The sequence below is a fragment of the Microbulbifer maximicatervae (SeqCode) genome (assembly GCF_052467225.1).
Map to the genome: position 1 here is coordinate 3,288,205 of NZ_CP174303.1, position 15,880 is coordinate 3,304,084.

11 protein-coding genes are annotated in these 15,880 nt (G+C 47.3%); 7 read left to right on the forward strand and 4 right to left on the reverse strand.

Features of this window, described 5'->3' with window-relative positions:
• Positions 1-622: 622 nt before the first annotated feature.
• The 4 genes from ACJJIZ_RS14425 (at position 623) to ACJJIZ_RS14440 (ending at position 5,998) form a co-directional block, all read left to right on the forward strand.
• Positions 623-1,840: a CaiB/BaiF CoA transferase family protein gene (locus ACJJIZ_RS14425; protein ID WP_444913891.1), complete on the forward strand. Its 1,218-nt coding sequence runs from the start codon at positions 623-625 to the stop codon at positions 1,838-1,840.
• Between the two features lie 118 nt (positions 1,841-1,958).
• Positions 1,959-3,149, forward strand: a complete 1,191-nt coding sequence (locus ACJJIZ_RS14430) for an AMP-binding protein (RefSeq protein WP_444913892.1) — start codon at positions 1,959-1,961, stop codon at positions 3,147-3,149.
• 61 nt (positions 3,150-3,210) lie between these two features.
• A complete protein-coding gene (locus ACJJIZ_RS14435; protein WP_444913893.1) occupies positions 3,211-4,182 on the forward strand; it encodes a methyltransferase in 972 nt (323 codons plus the stop codon).
• A 463-nt stretch (positions 4,183-4,645) separates the two neighbouring features.
• Complete coding sequence (locus ACJJIZ_RS14440; RefSeq protein ID WP_444897410.1) at positions 4,646-5,998, forward strand: lectin-like protein; 1,353 nt, start codon at positions 4,646-4,648, stop codon at positions 5,996-5,998.
• 273 nt (positions 5,999-6,271) lie between these two features.
• Here the strand turns inward: ACJJIZ_RS14440 and ACJJIZ_RS14445 are convergent, their stop codons facing one another.
• The 4 genes from ACJJIZ_RS14445 to ACJJIZ_RS14460 all read right to left on the reverse strand — a co-directional run bounded on the left by ACJJIZ_RS14445 (position 6,272) and on the right by ACJJIZ_RS14460 (position 10,408).
• The gene (locus ACJJIZ_RS14445) at positions 6,272-7,519 is read right to left on the reverse strand and encodes a DUF418 domain-containing protein (protein ID WP_444913894.1); all 1,248 of its coding nucleotides are present in this window, start codon (positions 7,517-7,519) and stop codon (positions 6,272-6,274) included.
• A 314-nt stretch (positions 7,520-7,833) separates the two neighbouring features.
• Positions 7,834-8,661, reverse strand: a complete 828-nt coding sequence (locus ACJJIZ_RS14450) for an SDR family NAD(P)-dependent oxidoreductase (RefSeq protein WP_444913895.1) — start codon at positions 8,659-8,661, stop codon at positions 7,834-7,836.
• A gap of 222 nt (positions 8,662-8,883) precedes the next feature.
• On the reverse strand, positions 8,884-9,441 hold the full coding sequence (locus ACJJIZ_RS14455) for a hypothetical protein (protein WP_282932883.1): 558 nt from the start codon (positions 9,439-9,441) through the stop codon (positions 8,884-8,886).
• A gap of 73 nt (positions 9,442-9,514) precedes the next feature.
• Entirely contained in the window at positions 9,515-10,408 is an 894-nt protein-coding gene (locus ACJJIZ_RS14460) for a hypothetical protein (RefSeq protein ID WP_444913896.1), read from the reverse strand.
• A gap of 199 nt (positions 10,409-10,607) precedes the next feature.
• Between ACJJIZ_RS14460 and ACJJIZ_RS14465 the strand changes: the two genes are divergently transcribed.
• The 3 genes from ACJJIZ_RS14465 (at position 10,608) to ACJJIZ_RS14475 (ending at position 15,875) form a co-directional block, all read left to right on the forward strand.
• Entirely contained in the window at positions 10,608-11,009 is a 402-nt protein-coding gene (locus ACJJIZ_RS14465; RefSeq protein ID WP_444908216.1) for a hypothetical protein, read from the forward strand.
• A gap of 193 nt (positions 11,010-11,202) precedes the next feature.
• Positions 11,203-12,741: an efflux RND transporter periplasmic adaptor subunit gene (locus ACJJIZ_RS14470; protein WP_444908215.1), complete on the forward strand. Its 1,539-nt coding sequence runs from the start codon at positions 11,203-11,205 to the stop codon at positions 12,739-12,741.
• On the forward strand, positions 12,735-15,875 hold the full coding sequence (locus ACJJIZ_RS14475; protein ID WP_444913897.1) for an efflux RND transporter permease subunit: 3,141 nt from the start codon (positions 12,735-12,737) through the stop codon (positions 15,873-15,875). Before ACJJIZ_RS14470 ends, ACJJIZ_RS14475 begins: the two co-directional genes overlap by 7 nt.
• Positions 15,876-15,880: the final 5 nt, after the last annotated feature.

Genomic DNA, 15,880 nt, shown 5'->3' on the forward strand with positions numbered 1-15,880 from the left:
AGATATAAACAACAATCAAAAACGATACTCTTATATTATTCATACTTTGATGCCGAGCAACACAAGGAGGAGGGCTGAAAATCAGGACACTCCGCGATCCCTTGCCGTTTTATGTCATTTGACCAACTATTTTATGCTGGCATAACATTTACCTCAGCATCAAGATTCTTTGTGGCAACCCCGGTCAATGAATACGAAATTGCGTCCAGGGTTGTCACGCAAAACAATATCATTTTGGCGGCGCACATTTATCGGCTATCGCATATAACTCCACCCTACTGATATGAAAACGATCCATATTCACATCCTTAAAAGCCATTAACTGGATCTCAAAGAGTCTAGTTTGCAATACCCGGTTGTGCGTTGGTGGCGCATACTTAGACTTACTACTATGTAAAAACTATTTCTCGGATCGGGATACTATTTGTCAGTCAAACCTAAGAGGAATAATTAAACACTCAATGTCCGCCGTAACTTCAATAGATCCTAATAACCAATGCAAACTTCGTACTCTCTTTTCCCACATCAGAATTACACAGTGATCTATAAACTAATACCCACTTGTAACTAAGTGGCAAAACTTGGCTGGCCATTAATTTTGTTTGCGCAAATCAGGTATATCATGATGCTCCCTCTCCACGGAAAGCGTATTCTTTCATTCGAAACCTGGGGCGCAGGGTCCTTTCATGGCACTTTACTAGCTTTTCTGGGCGCAGAAGTAGTCAATATTGAAGACCCCAAACAAGGTGGGAATCCACTTAGAAAAATGGGATCTATCTATCTTGATGAAGCTCGCGAAGACAATGAGACAAGTGAATCGACGCTCCACAACAAGAAGAGCTTGGCCCTGGATATCAGGGATCCCACTGGCAGGGAGGTATTCTTGAAGCTTGTGAATAACTCACATGCTGTTATCGACAACTTTCGAGGTTCTTTGCCCGAAGAGTTAGGCGTTACCTATGCTGACCTCAAAGTGGCGAACCCCAAAATAGTTTGTACCCATCTCTCAGGGTATGGCAGAGACAACAATAGAAAGCACTGGCCAGGATATGATTTCCTTATGCAGGCAGAAACTGGTTGGATGTCAGTGACTGGAGAACCAGGATCGATCCCAACCAAAGTTGGCGTGTCAGTAGTGGATCTCCTGGGGAGTGTCTATTCAGCCCTCTGTACCGTTTCAGGGTTACTGAGGACCGAAGTCACAGGAAAAGGCGGTGATTTTGACACTAACTTATTCGATATTGCGCTAAATTGCCTCTGCTACCAAGGGTTATGGTTTCTCAACGAGGGGATAGTCCCAGGGAAGCAACCTCGCTCAGCCCACGCATCCCAAGCACCTTGCCAATTAGTAAAGACAGCAGATGGTTGGTTTTACGTGGCCTGCTTAACCCAGAAATTCTGGGAAATGCTTTGTCACGAACTAGGCTCCGATTTATTACAAACTGATGCCCGCTTTTTGACCAATGAAAGCAGGATGCAAAACAGAGAGCTGCTGACAGAAGCTCTGGACCAGCACTTCCAGAAGAGAACAACAAAAGAATGGTGCGCTCAAATGGAGGGTAAAATCCCCTGTGCCCCGGTCTATGATATCGCCGAGGCGCTTAACAACCCCTATGTCCAAGATAACGACAAGACTGTATCAATTCCTTATACACGCAGTACAAGCCGTGACTCAATACAATTTATAAACGCCCCCTTCTCTATTCCCGACACTCCTCCAGTGCCTTTTCAGCAAGCACCACTTTACGGAGAGAACACTCGAGAGATCCTTGGTGACCTGGGTATCCCACAAGATGAAGTGGAGTCCCTGGCAAAAGCTGGCGTGATCTATTGCTGCTGAAATGCATCGGTACTGATGAGGATAACTCCCAATTGGCCAGACCACTCTCTACCTAGGCGCCCTGTTACTACAATTTCCTCAGTTCCACCCGATACCTCACCACCCCAGGAAGACGGGATTGAACGGGAGCTACCTTAACGCTATGAACATCGGCCACCTGGATTGGAATGCCATTCTCGCCCACGCCCGCAGTCTTTCACTCTACGGCGGACCAGATATACCTGTTTCTGCCGTATGTCTCGATGACATCCCCGTTTGTGGCCCCGTTGAACTGAAACATATCAGCCAAAATGCCGCGCAGGAACACGGAGCCATTATCATGTCTAGCGGCGGCACAACTGGAAAGCCGAAGCTGGCCTATACACCTTATCACCAGGCAATTCAAAGATTGCTCAAGGAATGGCGCCCGCTCAGCTCTCAAAGTGTTCTTCTTAATCTCTTTAATCCTGGGCGGCTATGGGGTGCACACTACTTCATTCAAACACTGGCAGAGGCTTCCAAATGCACCATTGCACCTACAGGCCCCTTTATATCAGGTGAGGTGGAGAATTGGCTGGAACTTCTACATAACATCGATGTGGACTCACTTGCTGGCGCACCCACAGGACTGGCAGATTTTGCCGAAGGTATACTAGATTCAGGCAGCCAACTCCCAATAAAGACAATTATCTGGATGGGGGAACCTTGGACCAAAGCAAAGTTGAAGGTCATACGTAAGGCTTTCCCTGATGCTGGGCTGTGGTGCGACTATGGATCGGTAGAAACCAATAGCATTGCTGTCAATTCCCCTGAGTGTGATTTGAACATATATCACCTTTTAGCGGACCAATTGATCGAAACTGACGATCAAGGCGCCCTGCTTACCCGTGTAGGTACAGGGTGGACAGTACCGATAGTGCGTTACCGGTTAGGTGACCTAATCCAAAAAGCAACTTGTCCCTGTGGTCGCCCTAATGGCCTATCTATTCAGGGGAGAGCAGATGACAATGTCGGGTTATGCAGCGCCCTTCTGGACCTCAATAAGATCATAGAACTCACCTATGAATGTGAAGGCGTCGAAGAAGTTCAACTGCTTCTCAGCGGCGACACACAAACAAAAAAGTCTGCCGATTCAATAGTCGTTCAGTTCACAGGCACGGCAAGTGCCAACAGCATCTGTGAGCATATTTTGAACAACATTCACAACCTCGCCTCTGTTGTCAGACAGTACCCTCAGTCCTTCACAGTACAAAAAGCCGAGCGACTTAAGCGTATCGAACGCACCAACAAAGTTCCCCGGGTTATTTGGAGAATGAGCGATGGGAAATAGCGGTAGAACTCAAAGCATAACTCCCCCTAGCGCATCCGACGGTCCTATGTGGGACCGTCTTATGGGAAACTATAATTTTGCCTGCCTGATGGTTTCTGCAAAGTTGGATATCACCGGGCTAATTGAACGCGGTTATGATTCCTGCGAAGCACTCAGTAAGGAATTGCAGCTCAGCAATAAAGGAATGGGCTTCTTTCTGCTGATTCTGAGTCATTTGGGGTATATCTGCTTCGACAAACAACAAGTGAAAAATACAGAGCTGGGAAAATGCTACCTCTCCAAAAGTAGTCACTACTATTGGGGGGAAGTCTTACTCGATCCTTTTCAAATCTATGACATCAATCACCTGGATAAAAAGATACTCACCAGCTTACAAAGAGAATATGAGCTGGAATGTAAAGGTCGCTCTGTAACCGACATGTGGCAAAAAAATGACATGGACAATGACTCGGCAGCAGCTTTTACTCATCTGATGCATTCGCAGGGGTTTGCCTCCGCAGTTGAGGCTGCTTCCTGCGGTATTTTTGAAAACGCTCAAACCTTACTCGATGCCGGTGGAGGCTCTGGAACCGTTGCTCTCGCCTTCTGCGATACCTATCCTGAGCGCAATGCGCTGCTCTTCGACCTGCCGCCGGTTTGCGATATAGCAGCAATGTATATAAATAAGTTCAAGAAAAACCAGCAAATCCAGATAGTTAAGGGGGATTTCTTTAGAGACCCATGGCCTGAGGGGTTCGATGGCATTTGCTTTAGCAATGTGTTGCACGATTGGCAGCATGCTACATGCCAAATCTTAATCGACAGAGCCTTCGCACTTTTACCAAAAGGTGGGCAGGTATTTATCCACGATATGCTCTTCGATGATACTCGTTTAACGCCAAGCTTGTTCTGCTTTCATTTGTTTATGAACCACGGCTCCCAACTATACTCAGCCAAAGCGCTTTATCGGATGCTTGAGACAGCAGGATTTGTAAATCCTCAATCATACCAGGCACTCGGCTATTTCTCGGTATTATCAGCCAGAAAGCCCTAGCCCTACCCTTATTATCCTATTTTACTTATATGATATCTATCGCTACTTCCACGAGCAGTTCGTTTTTTGATTACCCTTTCGTCACCGACTGACTATTAGGGTATTAGCTAGAAAGTGTTTAACCTTTAAATAATAGTAAATAGTTTTTGGTTTAAGCATTATAAAACTATAACTTTGTGAGGTGCTTCTCGTTAATACATTTAAAGTAGCTAACAGGTTATATCTTTTCGATATCATTGCTTTCGCACTCTATTGCCCTTCAGGGGTTTATACTTGAAACATTTGAAGATTATTGAAGTTCCTGATATCCGACCTCACAAGGGAGACGGGTAGAAATAAACTTCATACGTTTAGAGACGCAAGTATTGCTGCATGCGATTACTTTTATCTCGGCAGTCGTAATAGAGAGCGCAATTAAATCTGTTTAAAAAATAACAAACTCAGGCGAACAGTAGGAATAATAATGAAAAAAAACTATTCATGGTCACTCTCGAAAGGGCTAAAGAAGATTTGTATCGCTTTATTTAGTTATATAACGTTGATGAGTACGCCTCTATTTGCAGAGACCGATCCTTATTCAATGTTGGTTCAATTCAACCTCTATTACGATTACGAGACAGAACAAGGTACCAATGACCACGCAAAATATGCACTCGAGCTACAACGGCGCCTGACTTACTCAACACCAATTCGCTATACACAAGTCCTTGCAACACACAACAGTTATAACTCTGATGCCTATGGTGCTATCTGGGTAGGCTCTGAACAATCTGCCAGGGTTAAAGACCAAATTGATATTGGTGCTGAAATTATTGAGCTGGACCTGCATCAGTTCAGTGGTGAACAATATTTTTGTCATGGCTCATTCTACTGTAATTTCTGGCTTGATCCTCAACGCGTTCCTATCTCTACTGTATTGGGAGATTTGAGGGATTGGGCTTACAAGCAGGATCAATATGGCACTAACCGTACAGTAATCGTACATATCGAAAATGCGGTATCGTCCGGTGCCCAGGTAACTTTTAAAAACCATCTTATAGATCAGATAGGCCTGGAATACATTTACACACCCCAAGACTATAGAGAGGACTTTCCCAATGGGGTTGAAGTCACGAGCTATAAACGAACCTCACTTCCCTCTCAAGAGTTATCACGGGAGACAGTCCGTAAACATGATGGTGTAAATGGGAAAAAGAGATTCGTATTTTTTTGGACAAAAAATGACAGCAATATTGGGGATGATAATGAGTCATTCGATGTAATATTCGATGGATGGGGTGGACTGGACAGGCACTGGAAGAGTGGCGATGACGATTCCCTGGACAACTGGGATGACGGTATCAACACCGTAGAACACTATGATGTCAGTGCTACAGACAGCAGATTTCAAAATAAAGGACTATGGTCTTGGGGAGAGGGAGAACCCAATGATCATGGTAACGGAGAGGACTGCGCTGTTATCAGAAGCGACGGGCGCTTTAACGACCGTCAATGTGATCGCTCTTATTCATTTGCTTGTAAAAGGCGGTTAAATGGAGAACTGCATGTAAACGACTTAAAAGATGATGGCGCTATCGATTACCCTGTTATGTGGTCACTGACTACGAGGAAGTCTACCTGGTCGAATGGAGAAAGTGAATGTCAGGCACTGGGTACTCAATGGCACTTCGATGTGCCTCGCAATATGATGGAAGCACTCGCATTGAAAAGTAAGCTGGCAGCTGCCAGCGAGACAGCAGCCTGGATTGCTTATACTGACCAGGATAGTGAAGGTACAATTGAAGGTGACTTTATAATAACAACTGTAGATTACTAAAAAGATATTGTAGGGTTCTTTGTCTTAAGGTAATTAGAGATCTACTAACTTTCAACTTGATCTGACAGTTACCCGCTTCTTAGAAGAAGCCCTGTCAGATCAAGTTCAAATCATGCCTATTTTTAATATGATAACATCTTATCTTTACGGCCAATCATCCTATAAAAATATTTAAAAGATCTCGCAATAAAAAATCTGTGGTACAGGTAACGAGCTACCGATGACTCCTATTCTCAAGTTTAACAGCAGCCCGCCTAATTTTACCTATAAACTCTATAAGCGCTGTTCGGTCGCCGGTATGCCCTTTTCCTTTATCAGCGGTGCAAACCTGAAATATGTTATAGTTCGCCAAAACCACTCTAGTGGCCCCATACGAAATGCTTTAAGCCAAAGATCCGAATAGGCCAGCTGAAACAGGCACAGCAGCACACAGACCCCAAGTACTTCTATACGTGTCAGCTCACCATATAAACCCAATCCAAAGCCATAAAAAATATAAATGCAAATAAATGATTGAGCCAAGTAATTGGTAAATGCCATCCGCCCAACACTTTGGATCTTGCCTTTGATCCATAGGTGTTTACCTAATTTGAACCAAAGGCAGATCAAGCCGATATAACCGATACTGGTAAATGTGGACCCTACCAAATTAAAAATGGCACCATAGGTGAAATAATCATCCATACTCCAGTCATGACTATAGTTCCAGATAAGCCCTATACCGGTCAATGTCACCCCAATAGCCACCCCAGCAATAGCTAGTTTTTTGTAGGCAGACGAACTGGCTTTGCCACGTAGGATATCCAACTTAAACAGGCCCATTCCCAGCAACATCATAGCGGCAGCTTTTAAAACAATGGAGAGACTAAAGTAGGAAATAACGATTGCTGATTCCGGACTAGAAGCTAAATTACCAGCAACTAATCGACTCCCGACCAGATCCCAGAACCCTCCTCGATATATTTCTATATCTTGCTGGATCTGCGCTGTATCAGGGGCAAAAATGGCTGCCGTTGCATATCGAGCTTCTCCTGTTAGGGGTTGTATAAAAGCTCCTACCAGATATGAGCTATATGCTGACAAGGCAAGAGTAATCACCCCCAATGCAATCAGCCAGCTTCCGCGCAACTTGCGGAACAAATAGGCAAACATGGCTATAAAGGCATAGATCATCAGGATGTCACCTTCCCAAATGAAGATGCCATGACAAAGGCCTATCAATAACAGCCAGAAATTTCGACTGTAATGAATTTTTGCAGCAGACTTATTCTGTTGCTCGCGTTTCTCAGCTAAAAGTATGATGCCTGCGCCGAAAAGCATGGCAAAAAGCCCCATGAACTTTTGATCAGCAAACAAATGGAAAAAGCTAAAGAGAAAATCATTCAAAGGGCCATTTGGCAAATAGGCCTTTGGATTCAAATAAGCCGCCATAGGCATAGAGAAATTTATCATATTCATTAAAGGAAGCCCCAATAAAGCGACTCCCCTCAACAAATCCAACTGTGATATTCGATCCTGCATATAAGTCCTTTTAAAACTAAAATACGTTACAGATATATACTGAGGTGGAGATTACAGGAAAAAAGGAAGAAATCGCTATATTTTTTCTGCTCGTAGGTACCAACTAGGGCCTTTCTAGGGAAGCTTTGATAAATGGACTTCTAGCCACCCCCATGGGATGAGAGGATGCATCTGAGAAAGAAACTTCTCGCGGGGAGTTCCATGACGCTTCAGATTATATGCAGCTTCGGCAAAGGTAGCTAGGGGCAAGATCTTGACGGATAGCGGAATACTACCAAGTTGGCTCGAAATTAATCAGAGGTTTCCTAACTAAGCTAAATATCAATTAACGTATTACTATCCAACATCGCCTTTGCCTGCTGAAATGCAGTTTCGGGTACATAAGGATGGGAGAAAATCCAAAACTGCCCGCTTTCTATACCACTAGTAATGATATCAGCAGCTTTTTCTGGCTTCATACCTTCAGAAACCACCTTGACAACTTTGGCTTTAACTTTTTTCTCGACTTCAGACTCAGGGTGAATTACCGCTACACTTGCAGGCCTATTACGTGAAGAGTCGAGAATATTAGTTTTTATAGCACCAGGACAAAATACAGAAGTTTTTATAGGCGAGTTAGCTAAACGAAGATCCCGCTCTAAACTTTGCATTAAACCTACAACACCAAATTTTGAAACATTGTAGGCCCCTAAGTACCCTATACCATATAGGCCGGATTCCGATGCTACAGACAATATATGGCCCTCGTCATTCTGTTCGATATGAGGGAGAAATACATGAATACCGTTAATAGGCCCCCACAAATTCACCGATAAAATCCACTCCCACTCATCGATAGAGGTTTCTGCTATAGCCCCCAAAGGACCTATACCGGCCACATTACAGAGCAAGTGTACCTTATCAAAGTGATTTAAAGTTCTATCGGCGATGTTTTGCATATCCCCAAGTTTAGATACATCTGCTTGTACGCAAATATACTCAGCACCTTCTCGTGCTATCAATTTGGCTGTTGCTTCGAGATGACTTAGGGTATATCCGGCTAATACCAACTTCATTCCTTTTTCGGCCAAACGTATTGCTAAAGCCCGCCCTAGTCCACTTCCCGCCCCTATAACAACAGCAACTTTATCGGACAAATCCATAACTTTCCTTTTTACAATATATTCCACGTGACTAGGAACTTTAGATTAAACAAATCCTTAAATAGTTGATATATTGCTATTCACAGCAATAAAAACTGAATAAATTAAACCTCTACCAATAATCTGAATAACTACCAGGAATCTTATCCTTTATCCCTTCAGTAAAACTCTGTTGTGGCCATTTAAGCCACTTAAACTTTAATGAAGCTATAGATTAACAACCTAATGAACCGGGTATTGTATTTCTTTGGCAATCACCCACATTTTATAATCTGCAGGCATTTCAGATAAGTAATCGAGAGTTCGATAGATAAGATGTTTCTCCATTTCATCGACTCCAGAAGACTTGCTCCAGCCTTCTGCTGCTAACCGGTACATAAAAGTAACCAAAAGGAATTTCTGCTTGCTTGATAACCCATTTCCATGACCATTGATCATCATATGCATAGAAACAAGGTCATAATCCAAGTCAAAAATTGACTCATCAACCTGGACGGATATCTGGGCCGAACGACCCGATACAGAGTTCCCCCGCGCAATCACCTGCATTTCATCAAGAAAGAAGGAGACATGAGCACTATTAGCGGCAGAGCTGTTTTGATAGCGCCCTCTAAGTGCCAAGTCCCTTATCTGACGATTTGAAATTTCACCCTTTAGCCAGAGTTCTGTCATCTGGGTAAACGGGTCGTAGTCCTCGCTCTGGACTATGTACTCATCTGCAAAGGGGGATAAGGAATAGAAAAGCGCGACAAGCCAAAAACAGATCCTTGTTACAGTCATTACAACTACCACTCGAAGTGAAGACCATGCCACGCGGTCGATTATGACGGGAAATCTATTAAATTAAGTATAATCAAGAATTATTGTAGGAACATTGATCGGGAGGACACTTGCACTCATTTACGGGCGAATCAACCGGGGGCTTAAATTCCACATTGACCTTAGCTTTTTTAGCCAGCCTTTTCTCTTGAAGCCTTTCCAAAGCCTCCTTCGTCATTGCGTTTATCTCCCCAGAAAGAAATTTATCAACAAACATTTCGGCTTCTTGATCCAGACTGTAACTACTACGTCCCATTCCCTCTCGTGAGTTATATTTCGATAAGCTATAGGTCAGTAATATCTCTTGAGCTTCACTATCAAACTTACTGAATAGATCTATGATCCAATTAGTTTCCAAGAGGTGTTCAAGAGCTTCAAGATTACCTTGAAGCTCTAAATAGATAGCGGCAAAGTCCTCACCTCCTTGAAGGATCCGGCCTATGTAACCAGCTTCCTCTTTGTGGAAATAATCCAATCTTGCCTGGATGTTTATTTCTTTGATGTCATTGGCGATAACATAGCGACCCAACTTTTCCACTTCAGCCACAGTCATACCAAGCTCATAAAGCTCCTCCTGATTCGTCTTTAACATATACCAAGAAGAGAGTACCCCTAGCAGTCTAAATGACGTCAGCCACGCTCGTTGCTTTCCTAAATCAATCTCGTACCACGCGGACTTTCTCTCAAGCCCATACTTACTGAGGTATGACAAGTCCTCCCCTCTATTAGCAGCTTCCCTAACAGCCCTCATTCTTTGCCAGGCAGCCCAGTTCCGCTCCCTACTCAGCACCCGTTCACTGTTAATCTCTTCATTATGTTTATAGGTAGTCGCAAATAACTCCTCGAGAGATGTGCGTTTAGAATCTGCAAAAGAAGGTGCCGCCAATAAGAAGATCAGAAGGAGGCAAACCGGGGGAGTTAATTTCATAGAGACACCTTGTGGTGCTGTTGTAGTCGCATTTATCGAAGGGAATCTACTAACTATCGTCAAGAAATCTCTGCCGAAGGGTTAACCTGTGCCGTAATTACCCCTAGTAGAAGAAAGAAAAACTTGGAAATACCTCTTGGTCACATAGCGAAAGCAACCTTTGTCGAGCAACCGGCCTCTGGTGTATGATTTATCAGTAATGAAGAACTATTCGTCCACATTTCGCGCCAAGCTGATAGCCATGGCGGCCCTGCTCCTGCTGATGTTGCAGGTACAGACCGTGCTCGCCTGCGAAATGATGGAGGACCCCAAGCCATCAGCGGAATGTTGCTGCGATGATATGGCCAAGGGGTCAGACTCAGGTGATGACTGTTGTGGCTATGATGCCCAAGTCTCCCTGAAGACTTCGCTGGACGACCACCAAGTTGCCGTCACCGCCGCATACTTGAATCTGGAACTTCCCCAGTTGGCGCCACCGCCAACTTACCAGTGGCCCCAAATTCTGGCTCCGCCATTCGGTACGCCTGAATTATCTCCTACTGCGACAGAATCCCACCCCGGCAACCGAACCTGGCTTGCCACTTTGCGCCTGCGTATTTGATCACTCCCTTTCTCTCTGACTAGCGAAATATGCCCCCAGCCCATGCTGGCGGCTTCAGAAAGATTGTTCTAGGAGTGAACCTTTTGATTTCCCAACAAGCTATAGCGGCCATTGGTGGCCTGCTCGTTGACCCGTTTATTGATAATGTGCTTTGCGCGCAGATGCCCCTTTCCTTCACTCAGGAGGGTGCCCTATGAGCCAGCAAAAAACATTGAGCTTAATCGCCCTTACCCTGATGTTAGCGGCTACCGGCGCGGCCTTTTATTGGAAGAAAATTTCTGCACAAGCCGAAGCTCCAAATGCCGATTTTGTGCAAGCTGGCCCCTTCCAGATCGCCGTGTCTGTCGACCCGTTGCAACCCCAAGCGGGTAAAAACCAAATTCGAATTGAAGTTCGTAATGCTGACAATGAGCCGATATCTGGAGCTGAAGTTCGCGCGGTAGCCGAGATGCCCGCCATGGGCGCCATGCCAGCTATGCGTGCCGTGGCAGATATCAGTGAATCCAGCCCCGGTATCTTCACCGGTGAAATTGAGCTGGCCATGGTGGGCTCCTGGCCCATGGTGGTAGATGTAGCGACAGGCCACGATAAGCATGTCGATTTGGCCTTTGATATGAGCACCAATCGCAAAGGCCTGCGCCTGAAATCTGCGCCTGAGGCTTCAGATACTGCCTATTACACCTGCTCAATGCACCCATCGGTAAGAGCTGCCGAAGCCGGTACTTGCCCTATTTGCGGTATGAACCTGCAACCTGTGAGCCACGATGAACTGCAAAGTGGCAGCATTGTGGTGGATAGCGGCCGGCGCCAGGCCATTGGTATCAAAACCGGTATCGTCGAGCGACAGCCATTCGCTTTGCCCATTCACCTACACGGCCAGGTTACCTATGACGAAACCCGCTTGCGCGATATCAGCCTACGCTTCGACGGCTGGATTGGTGAGTTAGATGCAGATTTTGAAGGAAAGCAGGTTAAACGCGGCGAAGTACTGTTTTCTGTTTACAGCCCGGAGTTGCTCGCAGTCCAAGACGAGTATCTAAAGGCCCGCCGACGTGGCGACGCCCTGGAGAAAGCAGCACGAAGGCGTCTACTGTTGTGGGGCCTATCTGAAGAGCAAATCGACTGGCTGGTTGAACAGCAAAAAGCGCAGGACTATATCCCGATTTTTGCACCCGCCAGTGGTGTGATAATTGAGAAGAATATTGTCGCGGGCTCTGCGTTTGAAAAGGGCGACAACCTGCTGCGCATAGCCGATCTCAGCCAGGTTTGGATTGAAGCCCACGCCTACGAAGATCAGCTGCCGTTGATAGAAAAAGGTATGCCGGCCAAAGTGCGTTTAACCAACGTCTACCACGAGGAAATCCCAGCCACCCTCACCCAGATTGATCCCTTCCTGAATCACAATAACCGCAGTGCACGGCTGCGTGTGACCCTGCCCAATACCGATGGTGAACTGCGCCCGGGACTGTTTGCGGACATCATGTTAACCGCCGAACTGGGAAATCTCCTGGTGGTACCCAGGGATTCAGTATTGATCTCCGGCAAGAAACGCATTGTCTTCCGCGACCTGGGCCAGGGTCGTCTTGAACCGGTACAAGTACGCACCGGATATGGCGACAGCGACAGGATTGTTATCCGCTCTGGCCTCCAGGCCGGAGATAAAATTGTCACCTCTGGAGTATTCCTGATCGCGGCGGAAAGCCGCCTGAAGTCGGGGGTGCAGCAGTGGTAAATTCCGAACCCAAAGGGCTGATTGCCCGAATTATTGGGGCCTGCGCCGGTAAGCCGGGGATCACTTTGATTCTTGTAGCGATCGCAGCCCTGGCGGGATACCGGGCGCTAACCAGTGTCCCCCTGGATGCTATTCCGGACCTGTCCGACGCCCAGGTGATTGTGATGACAGACTGGCCGGGGCGCAGCCCTGACCTGGTCGAGGATCAAATCACCTACCCGCTTTCTACCGCAATGTTAGGACTGCCCAAAGTCAAATATGTGCGGGGCCAGAGCTTTTTTGGTCTTAGCTTTGTCTACGCCATCTTTGAAGACGGCACCGATATTTATTGGGCCCGCTCACGGGTTCTTGAGTACCTCAACCAAGTAGCCGACCAGCTCCCAGAAGGTGTTCAGCCAAAGCTTGGCCCGGATGCTACCGGAGTGGGCTGGGTGTTCCAGTACGCGCTGGTTGATCGAAGCGGTAACAACGATCTGCAAGAACTGCGTGCGCTACAGGATTTCAAGTTGCGCTATTGGCTCACTTCTGTTGAGGGCGTGGCCGAAGTCGCCTCCATTGGCGGCTACGAAAAGGAGTACCAGGTCCAAATCGACCCCCATCGCTTGCAGATGTTTAAGGTTCCGCTCGGCAAAGTGGTCGAGGCCATTCGCCGCAGTAACAATGACACAGGAGGAAGGGTACTGGAGATCGCAGGCCACGAACATATGGTGCGTGGCCGGGGCTATATCCGCAGCGTTGACGATCTCGAAGAGGTGGTGATTGGGGTCAATGCGGCAAAAATTCCGGTGACTTTGGATCAGGTAGCGGATATTACCCTGGGGCCTGCAATGCAGCGCGGTATTGCCGAGCTGGACGGCGAGGGGCAGACCGTAGGTGGCATCGTAGTAATGCGCTACGGTGAAAATGCCCTGAAGGTTATTGAGAGAGTTAAAGAGCGCATCGAGCAAATCCGTGCAGGCTTACCGGAAGGCGTTGAGCTGGTAGTAACTTATGATCGCTCACAATTAATTAATAGCGCGATCGACAATCTCAAAAATACTCTGATTGAAGAGATGCTGGTGGTCGCCGCTGTGATCGCTATTTTCCTACTCCACGCCCGCTCAGCGTTGGTAGCTGTAATCACTCTGCCGATTGCAGTTTTACTGGCCTTTATTCCACTGTCCCTACAAGGGCTTACCGCCAACATTATGTCACTGGGAGGTATTGCCGTAGCCATCGGTGCCATGGTGGATGCGGCAGTGGTAATGGTGGATAACATCCACAAAAAGCTGACAATCAATGGCGATAAGGAATTGTCTCCGGGTGAGAAAAGAACGCTAATCGTTCGGGCAATGCAGGAAGTCGGACCGAGTATTTTCTTCTCCCTGATTATTATCACGGTTTCATTCCTGCCGGTATTCGCGCTCGAAGCTACCGAGGGCCGCCTATTCAAACCCCTCGCCTACACCAAAACCTACAGCATGGCTTTCGCCGCCCTATTGGCTATCACCTTGATTCCAGCGCTCGCGGTACTGCTAATGCGCGGCAAAATTCGCAACAGGGAAAACCCGATTTCCCGCGTTTTAGTCCATACACTACTGCCAGTGATCCACTTCTGCGTGCGGCAACGCAAAGTTGTAGCCACTCTCGCGATATTAGCTCTGGTTTCTGTGGCCTACCCCATTAGCAAGCTAGGTGGTGAATTTATGCCGCCGCTCAATGAGGGCAGCATCCTGTATATGCCTACCGCCCTACCCGGCATGTCGGTTACCGAAGCGGGCAAGGTGCTGCAACAAATGGACGAGGAACTGAAAGCTTTCCCAGAAGTAGAGCATGTCTTTGGCAAGATTGGCCGCTCCAATAGCGCCACCGATCCCGCACCGCTCTCAATGGTAGAAACCGTAATCACCCTGAAGCCTAAAAATGAGTGGCGCCCCGGCATGACTTGGGACGACCTGCTGGCGGAAATGGATGAAAAGCTGCGCTATCCCGGTATGCCCAATATCTGGTGGATGCCCATCCAAACCCGCACTGAGATGCTCGCCACCGGTATTCGCAGCCAGCTCGGCATCAAAGTGTTTGGAGATAACCTGGAGGAGATCGAACAGACCGCTTTGGCCATCGAAGAAGCACTGCGCAGTGACCAACGTACTTCGGAACAAACCCGAAGCGTCTTCGCCGAGCGTCTAACCGGCGGTTACTTCCTGGACTTTGATATCGATCGCGCACGGGCTTCCCGCCACGGCTTGAATGTACAAGATATCGAAGATGTGATCGCCGCAGCCGCTGGTGGCCTGGCCGCAACCCAGACCATCGAAGGCCGAGAACGTTACGATGTGTTAGTGCGCTATGCCCGCGACTACCGGGATACCCCTGAACAGCTGGAACAAATCCTGGTCCCCGCCTCTGATGGTTCCCAAGTGCCCCTGAACCAGCTGGCTGATCTGGACTTCCGTACTGGCCCGCCCATGATCCGCAATGAGGATGGGCAGTTGGTGGGCTTGGTATTTGTCGACTTGAAGGGCGATATCGGCGTTGCAGATTATGTTAATCGCGCAAAGCAGGTTGTTGCCGATCAGGTTAATCTGATTCCCGGGCAACGTATCGCCTGGGCCGGCCAATACCAATACCTGGAGCGCGCCAAGTCCCGCCTGCAATGGTTAGTGCCCCTGACCTTGTTGGCTGTGTGTTTCCTCCTGTATCTGCATCGAGGCAGGCTATCCGACACCCTGTTTGTACTCACCGCCATGCCAATGGCACTGATCGGCGCCTTCTGGCTGCTGTACCTGCTCGACTACAAACTGAGCGTTGCTGTATGGGTCGGCATGATTGCCATGGCTGGTCTCGCCGCTGAGATGGGGTTGTTAATGCTGCACTACTTATCTGCCGCCGGAAATAACTCTGAGCGCGGCAATACAGCGACTGTTGCCCAAGCGGCAGCTGGCCGTATTCGCCCGATGCTAATGACCAGCCTGACACTGCTAATTTCATTGATACCAGTCATGGTTTCCGATGGCACCGGCGCAGATGTTATGAAACGGATCGCAGCACCAATGGTGGGCGGCACCATAACCACACTGCTGTTTGTATTGTTAGTGATGCCCGGGGTTTTCTATCAATGGAAAGCCCGCAAAGGTAAGCAAAGCTCACGTTAGTAAAT

Excerpts from the sequence above, each read along its gene's own strand:
- ACJJIZ_RS14465 (WP_444908216.1), top strand. The coding sequence starts at position 10,608 with ATGAAGAACTATTCGTCCACATTTCGCGCCAAGCTGATAGCCATGGCG.
- ACJJIZ_RS14440 (WP_444897410.1), top strand. The coding sequence starts at position 4,646 with ATGAAAAAAAACTATTCATGGTCACTCTCGAAAGGGCTAAAGAAGATT.
- ACJJIZ_RS14460 (WP_444913896.1), bottom strand. The coding sequence starts at position 10,408 with ATGAAATTAACTCCCCCGGTTTGCCTCCTTCTGATCTTCTTATTGGCG.
- ACJJIZ_RS14450 (WP_444913895.1), bottom strand. The coding sequence starts at position 8,661 with ATGGATTTGTCCGATAAAGTTGCTGTTGTTATAGGGGCGGGAAGTGGA.
- ACJJIZ_RS14425 (WP_444913891.1), top strand. The coding sequence starts at position 623 with ATGATGCTCCCTCTCCACGGAAAGCGTATTCTTTCATTCGAAACCTGG.
- ACJJIZ_RS14445 (WP_444913894.1), bottom strand. The coding sequence starts at position 7,519 with ATGCAGGATCGAATATCACAGTTGGATTTGTTGAGGGGAGTCGCTTTA.
- ACJJIZ_RS14435 (WP_444913893.1), top strand. The coding sequence starts at position 3,211 with ATGGGAAACTATAATTTTGCCTGCCTGATGGTTTCTGCAAAGTTGGAT.
- ACJJIZ_RS14470 (WP_444908215.1), top strand. The coding sequence starts at position 11,203 with ATGAGCCAGCAAAAAACATTGAGCTTAATCGCCCTTACCCTGATGTTA.
- ACJJIZ_RS14455 (WP_282932883.1), bottom strand. The coding sequence starts at position 9,441 with ATGACTGTAACAAGGATCTGTTTTTGGCTTGTCGCGCTTTTCTATTCC.